We start from the raw sequence: 20,828 nt of genomic DNA on the forward strand, positions 1-20,828 counted from the left end.
ATCATCTAATCACCGCCATGCCAACATCAACCACGCACGCTCGGGCGATCGTTAACACCTCTTCAAGCCCACATGTCACGCTCCGCAATATCAATTACGGAGATTGCCGCTGGACCAATGGTTTTTGGGCGGAGAAGTTCAAACAGTGCGAAGAAGTCATGGTCCCGTACATGGGATCACTTCTAAAAGGCGACATCGGACATGGTCTGAACAATTTTAAAATTGCGGCCGGTTTGAGGGAGGGCAAGCATCAGGGTTTCGCTTGGCACGATGGCGACTTTTTCAAATGGATGGAAGCGGCCACGTACGTCTACGCCATCAATCATGACGAAGCGATCCTGCGTGACCTTGACGAAGTGATCGACATCATCGGCAAGGCTCAGGAGGACGACGGATACCTGCATACCAACATCCAGATCGATGGGATCGAGCATTTTTCAAACCGTAAGTATCACGAAATGTACAACTGTGGCCATCTCTACACGAGTGCCTGCATTCACCATCGCCTGACAGGGAAAACAAACTTCTTAGACATCGCGATCAAAAACGCGACGCTGCTCTACAGTTTGTTTCAGCCACAGCCCAAGGAACTCTGCCGTTTCGGTTTCAATCAGTCGCAAATCATGGGGCTAACCGAACTCTACCGAACCACACAGGACAAGCGGTATTTGGAGCTAGCCGAGATCTTTATCAATAATCGGGGAAAGTCTGCGGTTGTGGAAGACGCCAGCACCGAAGGGTATCCCATTGGAGACATGGTGCAGGAGCGAGTTCCGCTGCGTCAGGAAACCGAAGCGGTCGGTCATGCCGTGCTTGCACTCTATTACTACGCCGGCGCGGCCGATGTATATGCGGAAACTGGCGAGCAAGCACTGATCGATGCACTGGACCGACTCTGGGACAACGTCGCCAACAAGAAAATGTATGTCACCGGCGCAGTCGGACAAGCTCACTTTGGCGCGTCAACACGGCGGGACAAGATTGAGGAAGGATTCTTAGACGAATACCTGATGCCAATGGCAACTGCCTACAACGAAACCTGTGCCAATATCGCCAACGCCATGTTCAATTGGCGACTGCTGGGCATCAAGGGAGACGCGAAGTATGCGGACATCGTCGAATTGGTTCTCTACAACAGTGCCCTGGTTGGCATCAGCGCCGATGGCAAGCATTACTTCTACGCCAATCCGCTGCGGATGAACCGTGGTCAACGCGAATACGAAGACAATCGTGATTGCACCGAGTCGGCTGATCGTGAACCGTACATCGAATGTTTTTGTTGTCCGCCGAACTTGGTCCGAACGATCGCAAAGGCTTCGGGCTGGGCCTATAGCTTTTCCGAAAACGGTGTAACGGTGAATCTGTACGGTGGAAACAAACTCGACACCACGTTGCTTGACGGATCGACGCTCAAATTGACTCAGGAAACACCGTACCCATGGGAGGGTCAGGTTCAGATAACGATAGATGAGTGCAAGTCGGCGCCCTTTTCAATCAGCCTACGCGTTCCGGCCTGGGCAGTGGGAACCACGATTCAAGTCAACGGCGATGGCGCTGCAGTCGAGATTGAACCGGGAACCTTCGCCGTGATTGAACGAGAGTGGAAAGCCGGCGACGTAGTAACCGTAGACATGCCGATGAAGCCGACCTTTGTCGAGGGGCATCGATTGATCGAGGAAGTTCGTAACCAAGTCGCCCTCAAACGCGGACCGCTGGTGTACTGTGTCGAGACACCTGATCTGCCAGAGGGCACGAGAACGCTTGATGTTTACGTTGAAGGTGACACCGAATTAATGACGACTCATCGTCCGGATCTGTTAGGCGGAGTAACGACGATCAGCGCCAACGTGCTGCTGCGACCTGACCAGGAACAGGGGATGTATCGGGCTGTCAAGAAACCCCAGTGGAGTTCCCACAAGATCAATTTCGTTCCGTATTACGCCTGGAGCAATCGTGGCACGGCCGAAATGACGGTCTTTGTGCCCGTCGTTTGGAAATAGAACATCACATCATTGAGAGGTTTTTTAACATGACTAAACTGCTAACCACGTTTGCTGTATTCGCTTTGACGGTCTCCAGTAGCTTTGCGGCGGATCAACCCAACATTCTTTTCATCGCCATCGACGACCTGCGCCCGGAACTGGGGTGCTACGGATCCGAAATTGCAATCACGCCAAACCTGGATAAATTGGCTGCGGACGGTTTGTTGTTCAACCGAGCTTATTGCCAAGAAGCGATTTGCAGTCCATCACGAGCCAGTCTGATGACGGGAGCCCGGCCGGACACCATTGGCGTCGTCGAAAACTCTGCCAAATTCCGTGACCTCAACCCAGATATCGTCACGCTTTCTCAGCACTTTATCGCAAATGGTTACGAGGCCGTCCATTGTGGAAAAATCTTTCATAACGTTGATCATTCCGACCCTGAATTCTCATGGAGTCGGCAGCCCAACAAGAAGAAGTTAAAGCTAAAAGCTCCCCGCTCCGCTTATGCTCTTCCTGAGAACCAAGCGATCTTGAAGAAGAACTTAGAAACGCTAGAAGCCAAGTACGGGAAAGGCATTGGCAAGACGGGGCTGGTGCATGGACCGGCCTACGAATGTGCGGATGTACCGGATCAAGCTTATCGAGACGGATACAATACGGATCTCGCCATCGCCGAGATGAAGGACATCGTTGCCGATGGCGACATGCCTTTCTTTCTTGGGTTAGGTTTTTACAAACCGCATCTTGAATTCATCGCCCCGAAGAAATATTGGGATCTGTATGACCCCGCGAAAATACCGTTGGCCACTCAGGTTCATGCTCCGAAAAACGGCGCAGCGATGGGATTGCACGCTTCGTTTGAACTGCGAGTTCGCGATGGCATTCCAAAGTCGGGTCCAATCGAACCGAAACTCGCCCGAACGCTCAAGCACGCGTACCTAGCCTGTGTCAGTTATGTCGACGCCCAAATCGGACGCATGATTGCAGCGGTCGATGAAGCGGGGTTGCGTCAGAACACGATCATCATCGTGTGGGGCGATCACGGTTGGCACCTCGGCGACATGGGCGTTTGGGGGAAAGCAACCAACTACGAGATTGCAACGCGAGTACCGTTGATGATTTGGACGCCTGACATGCCTGCTGACACTCGCGGTAAGACAACCGAGGCTTTGGTCGAATTGGTTGATATGTATCCCACTCTTTGTGAGTTGGCTGGATTGTCGTTGCCGGGTCACTTGGAAGGTACCAGTTTCAAATCCTTGCTGGACAGTCCGGATCGCCAGTGGGACCAGGTTGCGTTCAGTCAGTTCCCCAATCCTGCGTTGCGTGAGTGGGCGGCCAATCCACTGCAACCGAGCATGCGAGAAACATTCTTCGGTCCGCTGATCCAAGAAGTCGAGCAGCGGATCATCGCTCAGCAGGGCGACAAATGGGATCGTGATCTGTTTGAAAATGACTTGATGGGATACACGATGCGAACCGATCGATATCGACTTGTCGTCTGGAAAGATGTTCGGCACCCTGAAGCCGATCCGGTCGATATCGAACTATACGATCACAAAACCGATCCCAACGAGACCGTGAATATCGCGAAACAAGAACCCGAACTGGTAGCAAAGATGCTGGCACAATTCGACGCTCGTTGATCAACTCCAATTTGGCCGTTGGCCAAAAACATGATGACTCGACCGCGTTCCTGCCGCTACTGATTCTTAAGCACACCATCTCAAGGACATGAAAACATGATGCCTCCCCCACGATTTATAGCTGTTTCACTGATCGCGATGCTGCTTTTGTTCAGCTCTGCTAACGCTCAAGAGCAGGCCGTTTCGAAGTCATCAATATCCACTACACAAACGAATGTTTTCCCCGCGTCCGACCCAACGAACTCGGGTGGCTGGGTGCTCAACGAATCGGTGAGTGACGAGTTCGATGGCGATGACATCGACCAATCAAAGTGGTTTGTCCAAGGCGCTAGCGGTGACTATTACATTTGGAAAGGTCGCGCTCCCTCTCAGTTCGCACCCCACAATGTCCGAGTCGATGATGGGAAATTGAAGCTGAGGTCACAGTGGGAACCGGAATTCAAATTTGCAGAAGATGAAGGGCATGAAGGAAACACGTACGCTTGGCATGATGGCAAACACATTCCAGTCACCACAGCAGGAGTGATCACCAGAAACAGATTCCTCTACGGTTACATGGAAGCAAAAACCAAAGCGGCCGATGCCACAATGACCAGTTCGTTTTGGGCCATTGGCTACGAATCGGAATTGGATATCTACGAACAAATGGGCAAACCAAAAACTCAAGGAGATATTCACGACAATACTCTAAAGAGTTCGGTTCACGATTGGTCGCCGCCAGCAAAACGCCCAACGCGAAAGTTTGGTGACAAACGCAAACTTCCCTTCCGCGTTGCCGACGATTTTCATGTGTATGGCTGCGAGTGGGGCGAAGACTATCTCAAGTGCTTCGTCGATGGCGAGCTTGTGTACGAAACGACACAAGAAGAAGTTGGTGACGATTGGGTTTTAACCAATCCCCTTGAAATCTGGTTCGATTCCGAAGTATTTGTATGGCTTGGATTGCCCGACAAGGACCAATTGCCAGTTGATTATGAAATTGAATACTTAAGAGTTTGGCAGAAGCCAAATGCGAATCTCATCGATCGCACGCTGTTCGGGTTTGAAGGACCAATTCTGTTTCAAGAATCGCCCAAGCCACTGAATCTCGTTCCGGAAAGCTCTAGAGAGAACGACTACCAAAAATTTTGGAATATTGATCTACAGGCGGCAAAGTATCTTTCGATTGTGCGCGATGAAAATTCAATTTCTGGTCAAAAGAGCTTGAGGTTCTTGCATGAGGACGATTTGACCGTCACTGATGTTGCCGCAGTTGGGCCGAAAGGTTCGGTTCGTCTGCCCACTGGTGACTATTCGCTATCGATGAATGTTTGGATCAAGCTGAATAGCAATTTGAAGAGTATTCGTGTTGCTTTAGAAGATCCAGGGCTTGAGTTGCCGGCTTTCGACGTTTCCGATGTGGAACCCGGTAAGTGGGTAACGCTTGAGCAGAAGTTCTCAAAAGAGAATCCCTCAAATTCCAACGACCGAATGAGAATTGCAATCGACGACGGAGACGCTACGGAGAGTTGTAGCTTGATCTATATCGACGACATTGCGATCACTCGCGCTGATGAAAAGTAAGATGCGGTGAAGGTGAGAAATGGGAGCGTGATATTGGCCAGCGATCAATTGTTATTCAGGCCACTCGCTTTCCATCCTTTTCTGAGTCGCTGTAACAACTTCGCGACCAACGCGGGGTTTTCATCTGCGATGTTCCGTGTCTCGCGTGGGTCTGACTCATGGTCGTAGAGTTCCGTGAAAACGGGCGTCGCTTCGGGATGCTTCGTATCTTTCCATGCGATCAATCGATAGCGATCGGTTCGCATTGCGTATCCCATCAAGTCGTTCTCAAAAAGTTCTCGATCCCACTTTTTACCCATCTGTTGTTTGATCTCGTCTTCAACCTCCATTAGCAGCGGACCAAAATAGGTCTCACGCATCGCAGGACGAATCGGGAAAGCTCCCCACTCCCTTAACGCCGGACTAGGGAATTGACTAAACGCTGCCGTTTTCCATTTTTGCTCAGGATCTTCCAGCAACGGCTTAAAACTGGTCCCTTCCAAATGCGACGGCTGATCAATCCCAACCAAATCACATAGCGTCGGGTACATGTCAACAAGTTCGACCAACGCATCGGTCGTCGCTCCCCGACTGCTCGAAGGCATGTCGGGAGTCCAAATCATCATTGGCACGCGGGTTGCGATTTCGTAGTTAGTCGCCTTACACCAAAGTCCCATTTCGCCGAGATGGTAGCCGTGATCGCTCCAGAGAATAATGATCGTGTTGTCGCGAACTCCGGCCTCTTCCAATGCCTCGATCATGCGGCCGATCTGTGCATCGACATAACTCACGCAAGCCAAGTAGGCGTGCTTCATCGTTCGTGCCAGTTCCGGACTAAACTTGCCGATCTTTGGGATCCCCGCTCGAACACGCAACTCGAACGAAGGATGTAGGCCCACTGCCGCGCCATCTTTTGGGCCCTCCGCCTGAGAAGCCATGGGGATCTTTTCACGATCATATAGATCCCAATATTTCTTGGGCGCAACCCAGTTCAGGTGCGGCTTGTTGAAACCAAGCCCAAGGAAGAACGGTTGCTCACCTTCTTTGACCATTTCCTGCATCGTGGCAATCGCTACGTCGGTATGGAAACCATCGCCGTAAGTGTTGTCGGGAACGTCGGCACTCTCATATGCTGGTCCCATCGCCAGCCCCAATTTCGCCACCGCGCCGTATTTTGCGAACATCTTCTTCCGTGTTTCTTCCTTGATCTTCTGGTTTTCAAGGAGTGCAAAACCACCTACGGTCGTATCGCTTCTCGGCTCGACTTTATCGATGGAAGGCTGACGATTCCATGATGCTGGATCCAGATCACCATGATGAAAAATCTTGCCAAGATAGACGGCGTCGTAGCCATGTGCACCAAAGTGCTGTGGCAGCGTAAGAATGTCAGGATTGAGCTGGCGGATCTTCACGTAGTTGTGCGTGATACCGATCGTGTCGGGACGTGCGCCCGTCATGATACTGGCCCGTGACGGACCACAGATAGCTTGTTGACAATACGCTCGGTTAAACCGCAGTCCTTGGCTAGCCAATTTATCCATGTTCGGAGTCACCGCGATCGGCGATCCGTAACAACCCAGTTCCGGACGCAAATCGTCCACGGCGATAAACAAAATATTTGGCTGGTCACTGGCTTGTGCCATGCCTGCGAAGACGAGTAGCGTCAATAAAAAGCCAATCGCTGTCATTTGTCTCATTGGATTGTGCCGTTCTTCGTTAGGTGGGACAGTGGCATCGGACATGACCTGGAAGCCGCTGGGTTAGCCGCGACTACCAACGTGATTCTAGCCTATGCCGATAGACGCGATAGGCGCGAATGCGCATTAAATGTGCGTGTGTGCGTCTGCCCCAGTCCCATCACAGGGCGCAACCTACTGATGCAGCTGTACCTTTTTGCGATACTCCGTCGGTGTCATGCCAGTGACTTTCTTGAACACGTTGGTGAGGTAGTTGTAGGGTACTATAGCCACAGGCCTCCGCAATCTTCTGTATCGTTAGATCGGTCTCGGCTAATAGCTTGCGGGCCTTGTCCATGCGTAAGCGGCGTATCGCCCCGAGCGGAGTCTGACCGAATTCCTGGCGAAAGCGACGTTCCATAATTCGCCGGGTCATCGCGACTGCTCGCAGAATGTCTTTGACGGTCATTGGTTGATAGGGATGGCGGCAAAGGTAGCTAATGACCTTTCCAAGCTCCAACGACCTCCCAAAGTCGTCAGGTAGGGTACGGAACAATCCTTTGAAATCGAGGTTTTTGGCAACACCCAACGAATTTATCAGAATCTTGTCCCCAAATACCCTGTTCGAGGGTTGCCCAAGCACACCGAGCGAGTATTGTACTACTTTATGCAGGGCGGTCTGTCAGGCAACGATGTCGCTTCATTAACCATCGGTCGCAATGACGCATATTAAATGCGCAATTGTGCCTGTGGTTTTCTGTGGAAGCCACAGTGAGATAGGAAGATTAGGGGTAGTGTTTTGTTTGCAACCTTGGATCCGGGAGAAGCATTTAGAATGAATATTTTGATGAGAACACTTATTTTTGGCTTGGTACTAACCTTTGGTGGCATTTCGCAGGCTGGCGTCATCGTCCAGTGGGGCAGTACTGATGGGGCTGTTACGAATCCTACCCCCAATCAAACCGACATAGTCACTGCTAACCGAAACTTTGCCTCAAAACCGACCAACTACACGGCCGGCACGGAAGCAAATCCTGTGGTTGGCGCAAACTACTATAACACCCCTGCCAGTATCGGTCGGACGCCAATTTTTAATACAGCAGCAACGATGGTTCGTGACGCTGGCGCTCTCACCCTCCAGACGGCCCAGATTCAACATAACGCGAACCACGACAGAATTCGACTCGTCGGAACGGATACTGCTACCGACCTTAACCTTACTCGTGTGACGGCGATGGTCGCGTGGGAAAGTGCGAATTGGCTGTCATCGGACAATACTTTGGAAACGCTGAGTCACGTCGGTTTCCGGCAGAATACTGGAACAACCGCCTTCCGCTTTCTGATGCAGAAGAGTGACGACAGCTGGTACGCAAGCACCTCGCAAAACTGGACTGGCGGCGGCACAGCTACTGGCGATTTCTTCATTACCGATGCAGCTTCGGAAGACTGGTTCAGTTTTGATCCAGCTACGATTGAAACGGGCCCCATTTTCGGCAGCATGGCTTCCAGCGTTGACGTGAATAATGTGAAAAGTGTTGGTTTTTACTTCAATGCCACCGATGCTGGCGCAGCAAGCATGGGTATTCAATCGGGTTATTTCCAGGCAACTGCTGCATCTGCAGTTCCAGAGCCATCATCTTTGGCCATGCTTGGTGCGTGCGGACTTGGCGCAACCTTGCTACGACGCCGAAAGACAAAGACCGCATAGTCTTTGATAAAGCCACTTCAACCTTCGAAGCCAGTGAGTTGTCTCGCTGGCTTTTTTTGTGTTGGTACGCAGAGTTATCGATCGCTTGGGCCAACGGTTCGTCCGTTTGCTTAGCCCCTCCCAACCAAGGCTGATGAAGTAGTTGAAATAGATTCACCGCCTTTTTCCTAGCGTTACTGCTAATAACTCAGAAGCCTCCGTTGGGAAGGGCTAGGCAAACCATTGGGGCTGTGCCCGGAAAAACGGATAGCGACGCCGCAATCTCCTTCACCGCCGATTGCGTCGTCGACGAAGCGTTGCGACGTATGTGCCAATGCCCATCAAGGCAAAGACGCTCGGCTCGGGGACCGCTACTGGTTGCCAGACTCGAATGTAGTCGACTTCGTAGACCGCCTCAAAGCTTGCGGATTCGGGAGGCGTGTCGATCCAAGGAAACACTTCCGAATCAACCCAGATCCGCAGTGGGTCATCGATCGCCCATGCTCCACTATTGAGACCAGCCGATTCGACCTCCGCTCGGGTGACGACGCGTAGCAATTGATCGTCAACGTGGAACTTCAAGTATTCCTCCGTCCATTCCACGCCGTAAACATGGAAGTCATCTGCTGGATCGAAATCGAGGTAGGTATCCGTGTCGGTCCATGTTGACTTGCCTCGATGCTCCGTGGGCAAATCGGCTGACCAGTCGTGGATCGACGACCAATATCGCTGTTCGATATTCGAAATATTGGGATTGCTATGCGGGGCGCCAAACAGCTCGTACACATCTAGCTCCGACGCAGTTCGGTCACCACCATTGCCGGTCATCCAAAACGAACTTGATACCGCCGCATCGGCCACCTTTGCCCTGGTTTCCATGTAACCGTAGTGAAGCGTGTTCTTGCTAATCACTGCCGCAGTCGTGTGGATGCCGGCGGATGAGTCCCACTTTGACTGGATTTTTAGCCTTCCGTCTTCGACTCTTGCATTGTCGGTTGAAAACGCAAACGCATCGGCTCGTCCTTGAAAATTGGATTCGTAGATACCGTCAGTACCCTGAATATGCCATTTCGCAGTGTCCAGCTCTGCATCGGTGAACTCGTCGCTCATGCTCTCAACCAACTGCCAAGCAGAAGAGTTCGGTGGTGCCGAGAAGGGGACGGTATCTGCGGTAGACCGGTTTGCGCCCAAGCAGAGCAGTACCGTCAGCGCCGCCCTACACGCGAGCAAGGTTTTTCGCATGACAAAAATGACTCCCAAGGTCTAGTCGCTTTTGAGACCGTCCTGTGTAGGCTTCTGGCCTCAAGAACTAGCAATTGGTCTCTCGATGATAGGGGGCCTTGTATGCGATCCGGCCAGGAGAAGCCTATGAAAAGAACGATAAGCGTCTGGATTTTACCACACGGGCCTGTTAATATCGTATTGTCATACAATAAGGGCGTCAATGGTTTGTTGAGCAAAGCACTGTAAACCGCTCTGCTAAATCTCTTCTAACATACTCTTTGTCGGGATCAATCGATGAATCAACGGCTTTTGCTTTTTGCCTTGGCAGCCGTTGCGGCTTGGTGCGTTGGCGCGAGCCAGACCTATGCGCAATCGAAGCCCAACGTGATCGTCATCGTCGCCGACGATGCTGGCTATGCCGACTTCGGTTTCATGAACGGCATCACCGGTCAGACATCAGAAATCCCGACACCGAATCTTGATGCGTTGGCTCGCCAAGGCGTCACGTTCTCTCGTGGCTACGTTGCAGCGAACTGCCAACCTACCCGCGCCGCGCTTGTCACCGGCGGCTACCAACAGCGTTTTGGGAATGAGCACGTGGGCAACAACCATTTCCTTCCGTCGCAAACTTTCGAGGGTGTTCCTCAGGCCACCGACACGATATGGGATCGCTTGAAGGTCCAGGGCTACACCACCGGGGCCATCGGCAAGTGGCACTTGGGATCGATCGCCAATACCGTCGACCCGGTCTCAGGCCAGGTGACGCAGTTGGGCAACCGACCTGAGAACCAGGGCATCGACGAGTTCTACGGCCACTATCACGGATCGCGTGACTACATCCTAGGCCGCAGCTACAACGAAAACCAAGTCGATAATCCGACCAGTGCGTTGCAGGTTCGCTACATGCGTGAAACCGTGGTGCAAGCCGATGGCACGGTGGCTGACAAGGTGGTCGAGTTCGATCCCGGTCGTGACGACCAATACATCACCGAAACCTTCGGCGACTATGCGGTTGATTTCATCAAGGACAAAGCCGGCGAGGCCGAACCATTTATGCTTTACCAGGCGTTCACCGCGCCACATAAGCCTTGGACCGACGACTCACCGGACTTCAACGATCCACGTCTTGATGGGCTGCAGGGTGTCCGCAAAGAAGTCGCATCCATGATGCTGACGATGGACAACGAGATCGGCCGCATGATGGCGACGCTTGACGACCCCAACGGCGATGGCGATTTTAGCGACAGTATCCGAGACAACACGATGATCGTGTTTGTGAACGACAATGGCGGCGTGTCCGGGAAAGACGAGTTTGGTAATGGCACCAACAACGGTCCGCTCGACGGCGTGAAAGGATCACCCAAGGAAGGCGGTATCCGCGTCCCGTTCATGATCGCTGGTGCAGGCGTCGATGCATCCGTCCAGGGAACCGTATACGACAAGCCGGTCCATGGAATCGACATCCTCCCCACTGCCCTGGCTGCCGCCGGTGCTCCGTTGAGCCCCGACGAACCGAATATCGATGGGGTGAACCTGCTGCCGTTCATCAACGGTGAAGACACCTCCAACCCCCACGGCGTGCTCGTGCACCGCTGGCGCGGAACCTTTGCCGTCATCAAAGACGACTGGAAATTGGTCAACACGAACAACATTGGTGCCCGCGAGGACCGTTACCGCCTTTACAACGTTAATGACGATATTGGCGAGCAGATCAATCGGATCGGCTCCTCAAACCCCGAACATGTCGCCTTAATCGCAGAGCTCAAACGCGACTTAACGGATCACGAAGTGTTCTTTGACAAACCTCGCTACGCGATTCTGGCGAATACGCTGGAGACCGAGCCGCTCAACCTGAATGATCACTTTGTCTTCAATCCCGGCGCCGGCGTGTCGGATTGGTCCGGCGGATTCGATGAAAGCCAAGACCCTTACGATGGGACCAACACGCCCAATGGCGTATTGAACTGGATCGAAGCGGGTACCACGAATTGGAAGCACGTCTATCGTTCCGACGCCTTTGCGGGCGCCGTGCTTGAATTTGGCACGGCAGATATGGATTATGTTTCTAACAACGATATGTTGCGCAAAACAGGCCTCGAATTCATGATGAACAAAATGGTTTTAAGTGGCGACTTTGTGGGACCGCAAAATCAGGCTGGAACAATTCAAGGCAATGAAGTCTTATTCACCAATGATTTAAACGGCGTCGCACCTGAGATCGCAATCGACGCAATGAGTAGTGGCGAGAACGACTTTACCTACAACATCGACCTAAACCTGGTGATGTACGATGATCTTTCCATCACCGGTGACGGTGACGTGGTCGTCAATATCAACAGTCAAATACGCGACTACTATGATCCCCGAGGATTGACCAAGAGCGGCGCGAGCAAAGTAACGTTGACAGGCAATAATACCTACTCGGGTAATACATCAATCACCGGTGGCACTTTGGCGATTTCCGGTGACGGTCTCCTTAGCAACACACCAATCATCGATGTCGCTGACGGCGCGGTCTTGGATGTGTCGGAAACCAATTTCGGAGGCATGGTGATCGGTTCTGGTCAGTTACTAAGTGGTTCGGGTCTTGTCATCGGCGACATCACTGCCGCCACTGGATCAACTATATCGCCTGGCAATAGCCCAGGTGTGTTGTCGATTATGGGTGACTTTGTCGTGGAAACGGGTTCCGTTTTGGCCCTCGAACTCTACCCAGACGTGACTTCGGAGGTGGACCATGACATGATTGTGGTCAGCGACAATCTCGTTCTTTCAGGCGGTGGAGGCGATCTCGTCGTATCACTTGGTGCCGATTTCACGCTCGCCGCAGGAGACGTGTTTGATATTCTCGATTTTGCTTCGATGGTCGGAGAATTCAACATGGTTAATCTGCCCGCTCTCGACAGCGGCTTAGTGTGGGATGTCTCTTCGCTTTCGACCAACGGTTCTATCTCGGTCGTCAGCGCTGTGCCGGAACCAGGAGGTGCTTCTCTGCTGTGGGTATCAGTCTGTGTTGTCGCTGTGCGACGCAGGCGGAATGCGACATTGGCGGATGGTCGTTTCCATTATCTTCGTGTTTCGGAGTAATATGTGGGTCAGCCGGAAATCTTGGCGACCTTCGTTTCGGTTGGAGTTTACGCCATGCGAGAACGGTTGCGGCGGAACGAAAACGATGCCGCCCCTCTAGGAAAGCTGTCATTTTTTTTCAATTAGCAAGAGTATACGACTCATGAAACCCCATTGGATTATCGGACTTGTTGTCGTTTCACTCACGCAATTTGTTTATGCCCAGAACGACTGGGAGAACGAATTGGTGTTTGAAAGAAACAAGCTGGAGTCGCGTGTTCCGACCGATTCATACGAAAACGCGGAAGATGCTCTCGCTGGCGACCGGGACAAATCGCGTTTGAAATCCTTGAACGGAACTTGGAAGTTCAAGTTCGTTGGTAAAGTGAAAGACCGCCCTACAGACTTCATGGCAATGGGTTTTCTTGGCGAGGATTGGGACGATATTCCTGTGCCGTCCAATTGGGAACTGCAGGGGCACGGTCAGCCGATCTACACCAACATCACTTACCCGTTTACTCCTGGTATCCTCAATCCAAACTTGAAGTACGACTGGAAAGGGCCTCCGCCACCGAAGCCTCCATTCATTTACCGTGACAATCCCGTCGGGAGTTACTATCGTGATTTCGATGTGCCAACGGAATGGAAAGACCATTCGATCCTACTTCACTTCGGTGGCGTTTCTTCCGCATTCTACGTTTGGGTCAACGGCCAAACCGTAGGCTACAGTCAGGATAGTTGCCTAGCGGCTGAATTTGATATCACAAAGTACGTGCAGCCGGGTAAGAATCGCGTGGCTGTGCAGGTATTCCGTTGGAGCGACGGTAGCTACTTGGAAGACCAGGACATGTGGCGTCTAAGTGGTATCCAACGTGAAGTCTTGTTATTGGCACAACCGAAAATTTCGCTCGCCGATGTTCATGTGAAAACCAAGTTCGATGACAAACTCGAAAACGCAAAACTCAAAATTCGGCCGCAGGTCTGGGTGAAACAGGACGCCGATCAGCTTGAGGGATGGAAGATCACAACGCAGCTTTACGACGCCGATAACAAGGCGATTTTAGAACACCCGCTGCAAACATCCGTCAAACAAGTCTACGAGGAAAGATGGCCGGCTCGTGATTTAACTGAATTTGCTTTTATGGAAGCCGAAATCAACCGTCCTCACAAATGGTCCGCCGAAGATCCCTACCTATACAGATTAGTTTTTGACGTCACCAACCCGCAAGGCGAAGTCGTCGAGTCGCGAAGTCAAAGCATTGGCTTCCGTCATGTCGAGATCAGCGACAACAACGAACTGTTGATCAACGGGAAAGCTGTCAAATTGATGGGCGTGAACCGTCACGACCACCATCCGGTTCGCGGAAAAGCATTGACGCGAGAAGACATGCGTAAAGATGTTGAGTTGATCAAACAATTCAATTTCAACGCAGTGCGTACTTCGCACTATCCGAACGATCCCTATTTCCTCACGCTATGCGACGAATATGGCGTCTACGCCATGGGGGAAGCCAATGTCGAAACTCACCATATCGGTGGCTTGATCCCGAATACGCCGTCGTGGTCTGCTGCGATTTTGAGCCGTGTCTATCGGATGGTCGAGCGTGACAAAAATCATCCTTGTGTTATTTCATGGTCGCTCGGCAATGAGTCGGGTACAGGCCCTGGGTTCGCTGCAGCAGCTGGATGGGTGCGAGATTTTGATCCTTCGCGATTCATTCACTACGAAGGCGCTCAAGGCGATCCGACCGATCCAAATTATGTCGAAGACAACGCGGTGGCGTATAAGTCACAGGGCTGGCCAACGCCCGCCAATCCGGATGATCCCGACTACGTCGACGTCATCAGCAGGATGTATCCCGATCTTAGTCAATTGTTGAACCTTTCAACCAGCGAGCATATCGATCGCCCGATCGTGATGTGCGAATACCTGCATGCAATGGGCAATTCGATGGGCGGCCTCGGGGAGTTCTGGGATGCCATTCGCGTTACCCCGAATTTGATGGGAGGATTTGTCTGGGATATGATCGACCAAGGGCTGGAAAAAACGGATAGCAACGGGGACAAGTTTTACGCATACGGTGGCGATTTTGGAGACGTTCCCAACGACAAAAACTTTTGTTTCAATGGCGTGTTCGCTTCCGACCGTACGCCTAATCCACATGCGTGGGAGTGTAAGTACGTTTTCCAACCGGTTGCTTTTGAAGGGCTCGGTACTGGAACCGATAACGTAAAGATCACCAATCGATTTTCATTTGCCAATCTCAATCAGTACGAAATTCGTTGGTCGCTATCAGAGAACGGGACCGAATTACAGTCGGGCGTACTGCCGCCACAAGATGTTCCCGCGGCAAGTACAGCCGTGGTGGAGGTTCCCTTTGGGAAACAGGCATTTGACGACGATGCAGACTATTGGTTGCATCTGAGCCTGCACGAAAAAGAAGATCGACTCTGGTGTGACAAAGGATTCGAAGTCGCTAAGGACCAGATCTTGCTGAAGAACCGGTCATTGCCAACAACTTATACTTCCACTTCCGAAGGCGAAGTCATCGTCCAGGAACGCGATGCAAGTGTCGTTATTACGGGGAATCAATTTTCAGCCACGGTATCGAAAACAAGCGGCGAATTGAATTCTTATCGAGTCAACGGTGTAGAACAGCTTGTGTCGGCGCTACGTCCGAACTTTTATCGGCCACCGATTGATAATGATACGAAGGGCGCCGGTTCTGGCTCGTTCAGCAAGTCGGCAAAGGTATGGAAAAACGTGCCCGCGAATCTTCAAACAAACTCCGTGGTTGCAGAGATTCAGAATGATACGTCCGTCGTCGTGCGTGTGTCACAGAGCTCCGGTGACAAGGTTCGGCTTGAGAATACCTATACGATCTTTAATGACGGCACCATTGTCGTGCATATGGGATTGGATGCTGATGAATCGCTGCCGGATCTGATTCGAATCGGAATGACAATGGGTGTTTCTGGGAAGTTTCAAAACACTCGCTACTATGGCAATGGTCCCTGGGAAAACTATGACGACCGAAATCGAAATGCAGAGGTGGATATCTTTGATGCGAAAACGGATGAAATGTTTAATAGCTACGCAATGCCACAAGAAAATGGAAACCGTACCGAGACGCGTTGGCTAAAACTAAGTAATGCGGATGAAACCTCAGGGATCATGATTGTTGGGAAACCGCTTTTCAGTTTCTCGATATGGCCTTACGCATCGGAGAATATTGAAACGGCGAAACACCCCTATGAACTGACTTCCCAAGGGTTCTATACACTCAATATTGATCTGGCCCAGATGGGGCTGGGCGGAACCTTGTCCAACACGCTGCCGCAATACCTCCTCCATTCGCGCAAATGTGATTTTGAGTTTCGAATGAGTCCGTTACCGTAACGCTGTTTGCAGTTCCTGTATTGCAGTACGTTTTGTTAAGTCGCAAAGGGTCGGTACTTGAGAATATGAGCAATAATCCAACCTATTCGAGAAGCCAATATTTTGCCGTCGGCGTTACGTTTTCGATGTTGCTGGCGACTTCATTGCTAAGGGCATCGGAGATTGACTTCGTGCGGGACATTGCGCCGATTCTTCAAAATCGGTGTTGGGATTGCCACGGTAAAGATGAGCAAGAGTCGGGTTTGCGGTTGGATCTCCGCATCCGAATGCTGCGGGGTGGCGATTCGGGTTTGTCGACTGTCGTGCCCGGTGAGCCTGAGAAGAGCTACCTGATTGAGGTGATTAATCACGTCGATGAAGATATGGCAATGCCGCCGGATGAAGACAAGCTTCCGGCGGAAGAGATCGAATTGCTTACGCAGTGGGTCAAACAAGGCGCGAATTGGCCAGGCCAGATGGACGTGTTGGTCGAAGAGGAATCGGACCATTGGTCGTTTCAGCCCGTGTCACGTCCGCAGGTGCCAAGGCGCAAAGTAGCAAAGGATCAAACGAATCTCGATGCCGTAGCGGATTCTTCGGTCAAAATTCGGGAGGTGATGAACAACCCAATCGATGAATTCTTGCTTGAGACGTTGGCTCAACACGATCTGTCTTTTTCTCAGCCCGCTGGTCCGCGATCGTTGATTCGACGAGCCTCGATCGTGCTAACAGGAATCGCTCCGACACCCGAAGAGTCGGCGGATTTCGTCGATGCTTATGCAATCGATTCCGAGCAAGCCTACGCAGCACTTGTCGATCGACTGATCGCATCACAACACTTTGGTGAACGTTGGGCTCAGCACTGGCTCGATGTTATACGCTGGGCCGAGACGAACGGTTCCGAAGCGAATCTGTATCGAAAAAATGCGTGGATCTATCGTGATTACGTCGTCCGAGCCTTCAACGAAGACAAACCTTACAATCAATTTGTAAGTGAACAGATCGCAGGTGACTCGTTGGGGGCCGGCGAAGCAACCGGGTTTCTTGTGGCCGGACCCCATGTGCCTGCTGCGACGGTTGGTCGTGAACCGACAGCAATTCGACAAGCCAGGGCAGATCGGATGGATGAGATCATCCAAACAGTCGGCGCCTCGATGATGGGAGTCACGATGGGGTGCGCCCGTTGTCACAATCACAAATTTGATCCGATCACGATCACAGACTACTACTCAATGACCGGTGTGTTCCAAGACGTTGAATTCGGAGCTCGCTTTCCTGAATTTGCGACTGAGCATCCACGTCGGCAACGTGGCGATGCGTTGTGGAAAGAGATTGCTCAACAGCGACGGGTACTCCGCGAAATCGGAGATTGGGAAGAAGATTGGGGGGCGTATCGGGAAATGCATTTCAAGCCAATCACCACCAAGGCGATTCGCGTTCGCTTCAAAATGGAGAACCTTGGTTTAGACGAATTGGAAGTGTTCGGAACGGCGAATCCAAATGAGAACTTGGCGCACATGCGACGCGGCACGAAAGTTACTGGATTCCCCCAAGAAGGCGTCGATGGACGTAACCCGATCGGGCGAGTCAACGACGGCGAATTTGGTACGATGGCATGGCGGGCGAAATCAACGAAGGACTCGGACGATCCGTCGTGGGTGCGATTCGATTTTGAGAGGCCTGAGAGTATTAGTCGGCTGCGGATGAGCAGCAATCGCGAGTATTTCTACGACACCGACTATCTCGATAAGAAACCGTATCTTCCACGATACGAATATAGTCTTGATGTGCTCAAAGACGACGGTACTTGGCAATCGTGGCTTGGAACATGGCATGTCAATACGCAATTGGACAAGCAACATCCGGAACGTAAAACGGCACTCAGTGAGATCCAATCAGCGATCGAGACACTTGCCGAGGAAGGACCGCAACCCAGTTTTGTTGGGCGGTTCGTGCAACCGGAAATGACTTATGTGTTGCATCGTGGCAGTCCTGAGAATCCACGCGATGAAGTGATTCCGGCCGGACCCGCAATCTTCGATGGCGATTTGAATCTGGCTTCAACTGATTCCGGTGCCAAACGTCGTGCCCAATTTGCAAAATGGATCAGCAGTCCCCAAAATCCATTGACGGCTCGCGTGATGGTCAATCGTCTTTGGCATCACGTGTTTGGCACTGGCATCGTTCCGACCACGAGCGATTTCGGTAAAGCGGGTGCGCTGCCGTCGCACCCGAAACTACTCGATTGGCTGGCTGCGGAATTTGTTGAACCGAGTGTCGTCTTTCGATCGTCGGCTTTTGCAATGTGCGAGGGCGATATGAGCGAGGGCGATATTGTGGAGGAAACGGGGAGCCTCCAACCGTGGTCGGTGAAACACGTGATTCGTTTGCTTGTCATGTCCAATGCGTTCCGTCAATCGAGTACGCCGACTACCGAGGGTGTCACCAAGGATGCAAGCTCTGCGTTGCTGTGGCGTTTCCCACCGAAGCGTGTCGAGGCGGAAGTGATTCGTGATTCCATTTTACAAGCGTCCGGATCGCTTGATCACACGATCGGCGGACGCAGTTATCGTATTCACAATGAGAAGAAGGTCTACGCTCAGTGGGAAGTCGTTAGCAACCATGGTCCGGAAACGTACCGCCGAATGCTGTACCAAGAGCGAATGCGTCGTGTCGATGACCAGATGTTTACGGCATTCGATTTTCCTGATTGCGGACAAGTGCGAGCAAGACGGCCGGTTTCGACGACTCCGCTACAAGCGTTGAATTTGATGAATAGCGATTTCGTGATGGAGCAATCCCAGTTGATCGCGTCTCGCGCCAAAAAGGAGTCTGATGACGATCTAAGATTGTCGATCGGTCGTTGCTTTGAGTTGTTGCTGATGCGGCAACCGGAACCGGACGAGCTTGAAGCGTGTAAGGATTTGGCTCAGCAGACGAGTTTGGCACTTGTTTGCCGGGCGTTGATGAATACCAACGAGTTCGCTTTTTTGCCGTAATAGGTGAGCTAGGTTTCCTGAATTGATTACGAACGATAACCAATGACCAACCCAGAAAAACTTTCATCGCTCGGTCGACGACTTCTTGATCGCCGCCGTTTTCTACATACCGCAGGTCTTTCAACGAGCGGGATTGCTCTCGCAAGCATGCTGCATGCTGACGGATTGTTGGCCGACAATTCGATGACGACCAGTGGAGAAGAACCGATTCGACCGGGGATCGATGCGAAGCGTCCTTATGCTTCTCGGCCTAGTCACTTTGAAGTGCCTGCGAAACAGGTTCTGGTGATCTATTGTCCCGGGGCCGTCAGCCACGTTGACACGTTTGACTACAAGCCGGCTCTTGCACAACTGCATGGTCAAAAGCCACCAGGAATTCCGGCGGTAACATTCGAAGGACCGAGCGGCAATATTGCCAAGCCTTTCTGGGAGTTCAAGCCACGTGGTGAGACTGGCAAGATGGTTTCGGATCTATTGCCGAATCTTGCGCAACACGTTGACGACTTTTGTTTCTTGCATGCGCTGACATCGGACACCAGCGCTCATCCTCAGGGTGAAAACTTCATGAACACCGGATTCACGATGGAAGGTTTTCCCTCGTTCGGTGCATGGGTCACCTATGCACTTGGTACCGAGAACCAAGAATTACCCGCATTTGTGGCGATCAATGATCCGCGCGGTATGGCACGAAGCGGCAAGAACAACTTTGGTAATGGTTTTCTTCCGGCGGCTTTTCAAGGCACTGACTTTAGTGCCACTACTCCGCCCAATAACTTGCATCGTCCACGGTCGCTTACTTCGAGTGACGATCAAGCAACGAACGCACTGCTCCGGCGACTCAATGCTCGCCACTTGGAAAAGTATCCCGACGACGCGGATCTTGCTGGCCGAATCGCTAGCTACGAACTGGCAGGCAAGATGCAGACAACCGTTCCGGACGTAATGGATATCTCAGGTGAAACGGAGGCGACTTTGAAAGCGTACGGCGTGGAAGGGGGCAGTGAGTTGCGTGGTAAGTACGCTCGAAATTGTATTCTCGCGCGGCGTCTTCTAGAGAAAGGTGTTCGGGTGGTTCAGCTGTTCAACGGCAGTGACCCATCGGGTGGCAACGGTATCACCAACTGGGATTCGCATTCCGACATCGCCAAGACACATGCGCTGCAGGCGGAAATTATGGATCAGCCAACGGCCGCATTGTTCAATGACCTGAAGCAACGTGGCATGCTAGAGAGCACGCTTGTCGTCTGGGCGACCGAATTTGGACGCATGCCGTTTCTGCAAGGCAACGGAACAGGCCGTGACCACAATCCAAGTGCGTTCACATGTTTTCTAGCTGGTGCCGGTGTGAAGAAGGGATTCAGCTACGGCGAAAGCGACGAATTTGGATTCAAGGCGGCCGTTAACGAAACGACGGTATACGATTTCAATGCAACCCTACTGCATTTGATGGGACTCAATCACGAACGGCTGACTTTCTATCACAATGGGTTGGAACGCCGACTAACCAACGTCCACGGCCAAGTCATTAAGGACGTCATCGCTTAGTTTTTCGATCGTTTCGCACCGGTTTTCCGCGAATTTAGCCAGACCAATGTGAACCGTCCAACGTGTTGACAGGCATATT

The 20,828-nt window shown here is 51.9% G+C and carries 11 protein-coding genes; 8 read left to right on the forward strand and 3 right to left on the reverse strand.

The features are described 5' to 3' along the window. Window positions 1–17: 17 nt before the first annotated feature. From CA13_RS23755 to CA13_RS23765, 3 genes are all read left to right on the forward strand, one after another. Entirely contained in the window at window positions 18–2,000 is a 1,983-nt protein-coding gene (locus CA13_RS23755; protein WP_146400923.1) for a glycoside hydrolase family 127 protein, read from the forward strand. Window positions 2,001–2,029: 29 nt separating this feature from the next. Further along, complete coding sequence (locus tag CA13_RS23760; protein ID WP_146400925.1) at window positions 2,030–3,631, forward strand: sulfatase; 1,602 nt, start codon at window positions 2,030–2,032, stop codon at window positions 3,629–3,631. A 96-nt stretch (window positions 3,632–3,727) separates the two neighbouring features. Beyond that, a complete protein-coding gene (locus CA13_RS23765; protein ID WP_419194741.1) occupies window positions 3,728–5,194 on the forward strand; it encodes a family 16 glycosylhydrolase in 1,467 nt (488 codons plus the stop codon). A gap of 44 nt (window positions 5,195–5,238) precedes the next feature. On the opposite strand, the gene CA13_RS23770 is transcribed toward CA13_RS23765, so the two are convergent. Together CA13_RS23770 and CA13_RS36155 are read right to left on the reverse strand one after the other, a co-directional pair. Further along, on the reverse strand, window positions 5,239–6,861 hold the full coding sequence (locus tag CA13_RS23770; protein WP_473087512.1) for a sulfatase: 1,623 nt from the start codon (window positions 6,859–6,861) through the stop codon (window positions 5,239–5,241). Window positions 6,862–7,030: 169 nt separating this feature from the next. Beyond that, window positions 7,031–7,438 (reverse strand): helix-turn-helix domain-containing protein, encoded by a 408-nt coding sequence (locus CA13_RS36155; protein WP_146400929.1) that lies wholly within the window; start codon window positions 7,436–7,438, stop codon window positions 7,031–7,033. 246 nt (window positions 7,439–7,684) lie between these two features. Here CA13_RS36155 and CA13_RS23780 point away from each other — a divergent pair, with 246 nt between their 5' ends. Continuing rightward, window positions 7,685–8,557, forward strand: coding sequence for a PEP-CTERM sorting domain-containing protein (locus CA13_RS23780; RefSeq protein WP_146400931.1), 873 nt, complete (start codon window positions 7,685–7,687; stop codon window positions 8,555–8,557). A 267-nt stretch (window positions 8,558–8,824) separates the two neighbouring features. Here CA13_RS23780 and CA13_RS23785 read toward each other — a convergent pair whose 3' ends face one another. Further along, window positions 8,825–9,778 carry a family 16 glycosylhydrolase gene (locus tag CA13_RS23785; protein WP_146403859.1) on the reverse strand — a complete coding sequence of 318 codons (954 nt, stop codon included), beginning with the start codon at window positions 9,776–9,778 and terminating at the stop codon, window positions 8,825–8,827. A 276-nt stretch (window positions 9,779–10,054) separates the two neighbouring features. Between CA13_RS23785 and CA13_RS23790 the strand changes: the two genes are divergently transcribed. The 4 genes from CA13_RS23790 (at window position 10,055) to CA13_RS23805 (ending at window position 20,749) form a co-directional block, all read left to right on the forward strand. After that, the gene (locus tag CA13_RS23790) at window positions 10,055–12,847 is read left to right on the forward strand and encodes a sulfatase-like hydrolase/transferase (protein ID WP_146400933.1); all 2,793 of its coding nucleotides are present in this window, start codon (window positions 10,055–10,057) and stop codon (window positions 12,845–12,847) included. A gap of 142 nt (window positions 12,848–12,989) precedes the next feature. Then, window positions 12,990–16,226 (forward strand): glycoside hydrolase family 2 TIM barrel-domain containing protein, encoded by a 3,237-nt coding sequence (locus CA13_RS23795; protein WP_146400935.1) that lies wholly within the window; start codon window positions 12,990–12,992, stop codon window positions 16,224–16,226. Window positions 16,227–16,291: 65 nt separating this feature from the next. Next, complete coding sequence (locus CA13_RS23800; protein ID WP_146400937.1) at window positions 16,292–19,204, forward strand: PSD1 and planctomycete cytochrome C domain-containing protein; 2,913 nt, start codon at window positions 16,292–16,294, stop codon at window positions 19,202–19,204. A gap of 42 nt (window positions 19,205–19,246) precedes the next feature. Next, window positions 19,247–20,749: a DUF1501 domain-containing protein gene (locus CA13_RS23805; protein WP_146400939.1), complete on the forward strand. Its 1,503-nt coding sequence runs from the start codon at window positions 19,247–19,249 to the stop codon at window positions 20,747–20,749. Window positions 20,750–20,828 lie beyond the last annotated feature (79 nt).

Source organism: Novipirellula herctigrandis (assembly GCA_007859835.1).
In the GTDB taxonomy this organism is placed as follows: domain Bacteria; phylum Planctomycetota; class Planctomycetia; order Pirellulales; family Pirellulaceae; genus Novipirellula_A; species Novipirellula_A herctigrandis.

Excerpts from the sequence above, each read along its gene's own strand:
- CA13_RS23795 (WP_146400935.1), top strand. The coding sequence starts at position 12,990 with ATGAAACCCCATTGGATTATCGGACTTGTTGTCGTTTCACTCACGCAA.
- CA13_RS23805 (WP_146400939.1), top strand. The coding sequence starts at position 19,247 with ATGACCAACCCAGAAAAACTTTCATCGCTCGGTCGACGACTTCTTGAT.
- CA13_RS23800 (WP_146400937.1), top strand. The coding sequence starts at position 16,292 with ATGAGCAATAATCCAACCTATTCGAGAAGCCAATATTTTGCCGTCGGC.
- CA13_RS23785 (WP_146403859.1), bottom strand. The coding sequence starts at position 9,778 with ATGCGAAAAACCTTGCTCGCGTGTAGGGCGGCGCTGACGGTACTGCTC.
- CA13_RS23770 (WP_473087512.1), bottom strand. The coding sequence starts at position 6,861 with ATGACAGCGATTGGCTTTTTATTGACGCTACTCGTCTTCGCAGGCATG.
- CA13_RS23780 (WP_146400931.1), top strand. The coding sequence starts at position 7,685 with ATGAATATTTTGATGAGAACACTTATTTTTGGCTTGGTACTAACCTTT.
- CA13_RS23760 (WP_146400925.1), top strand. The coding sequence starts at position 2,030 with ATGACTAAACTGCTAACCACGTTTGCTGTATTCGCTTTGACGGTCTCC.
- CA13_RS23790 (WP_146400933.1), top strand. The coding sequence starts at position 10,055 with ATGAATCAACGGCTTTTGCTTTTTGCCTTGGCAGCCGTTGCGGCTTGG.
- CA13_RS23755 (WP_146400923.1), top strand. The coding sequence starts at position 18 with ATGCCAACATCAACCACGCACGCTCGGGCGATCGTTAACACCTCTTCA.
- CA13_RS23765 (WP_419194741.1), top strand. The coding sequence starts at position 3,728 with ATGATGCCTCCCCCACGATTTATAGCTGTTTCACTGATCGCGATGCTG.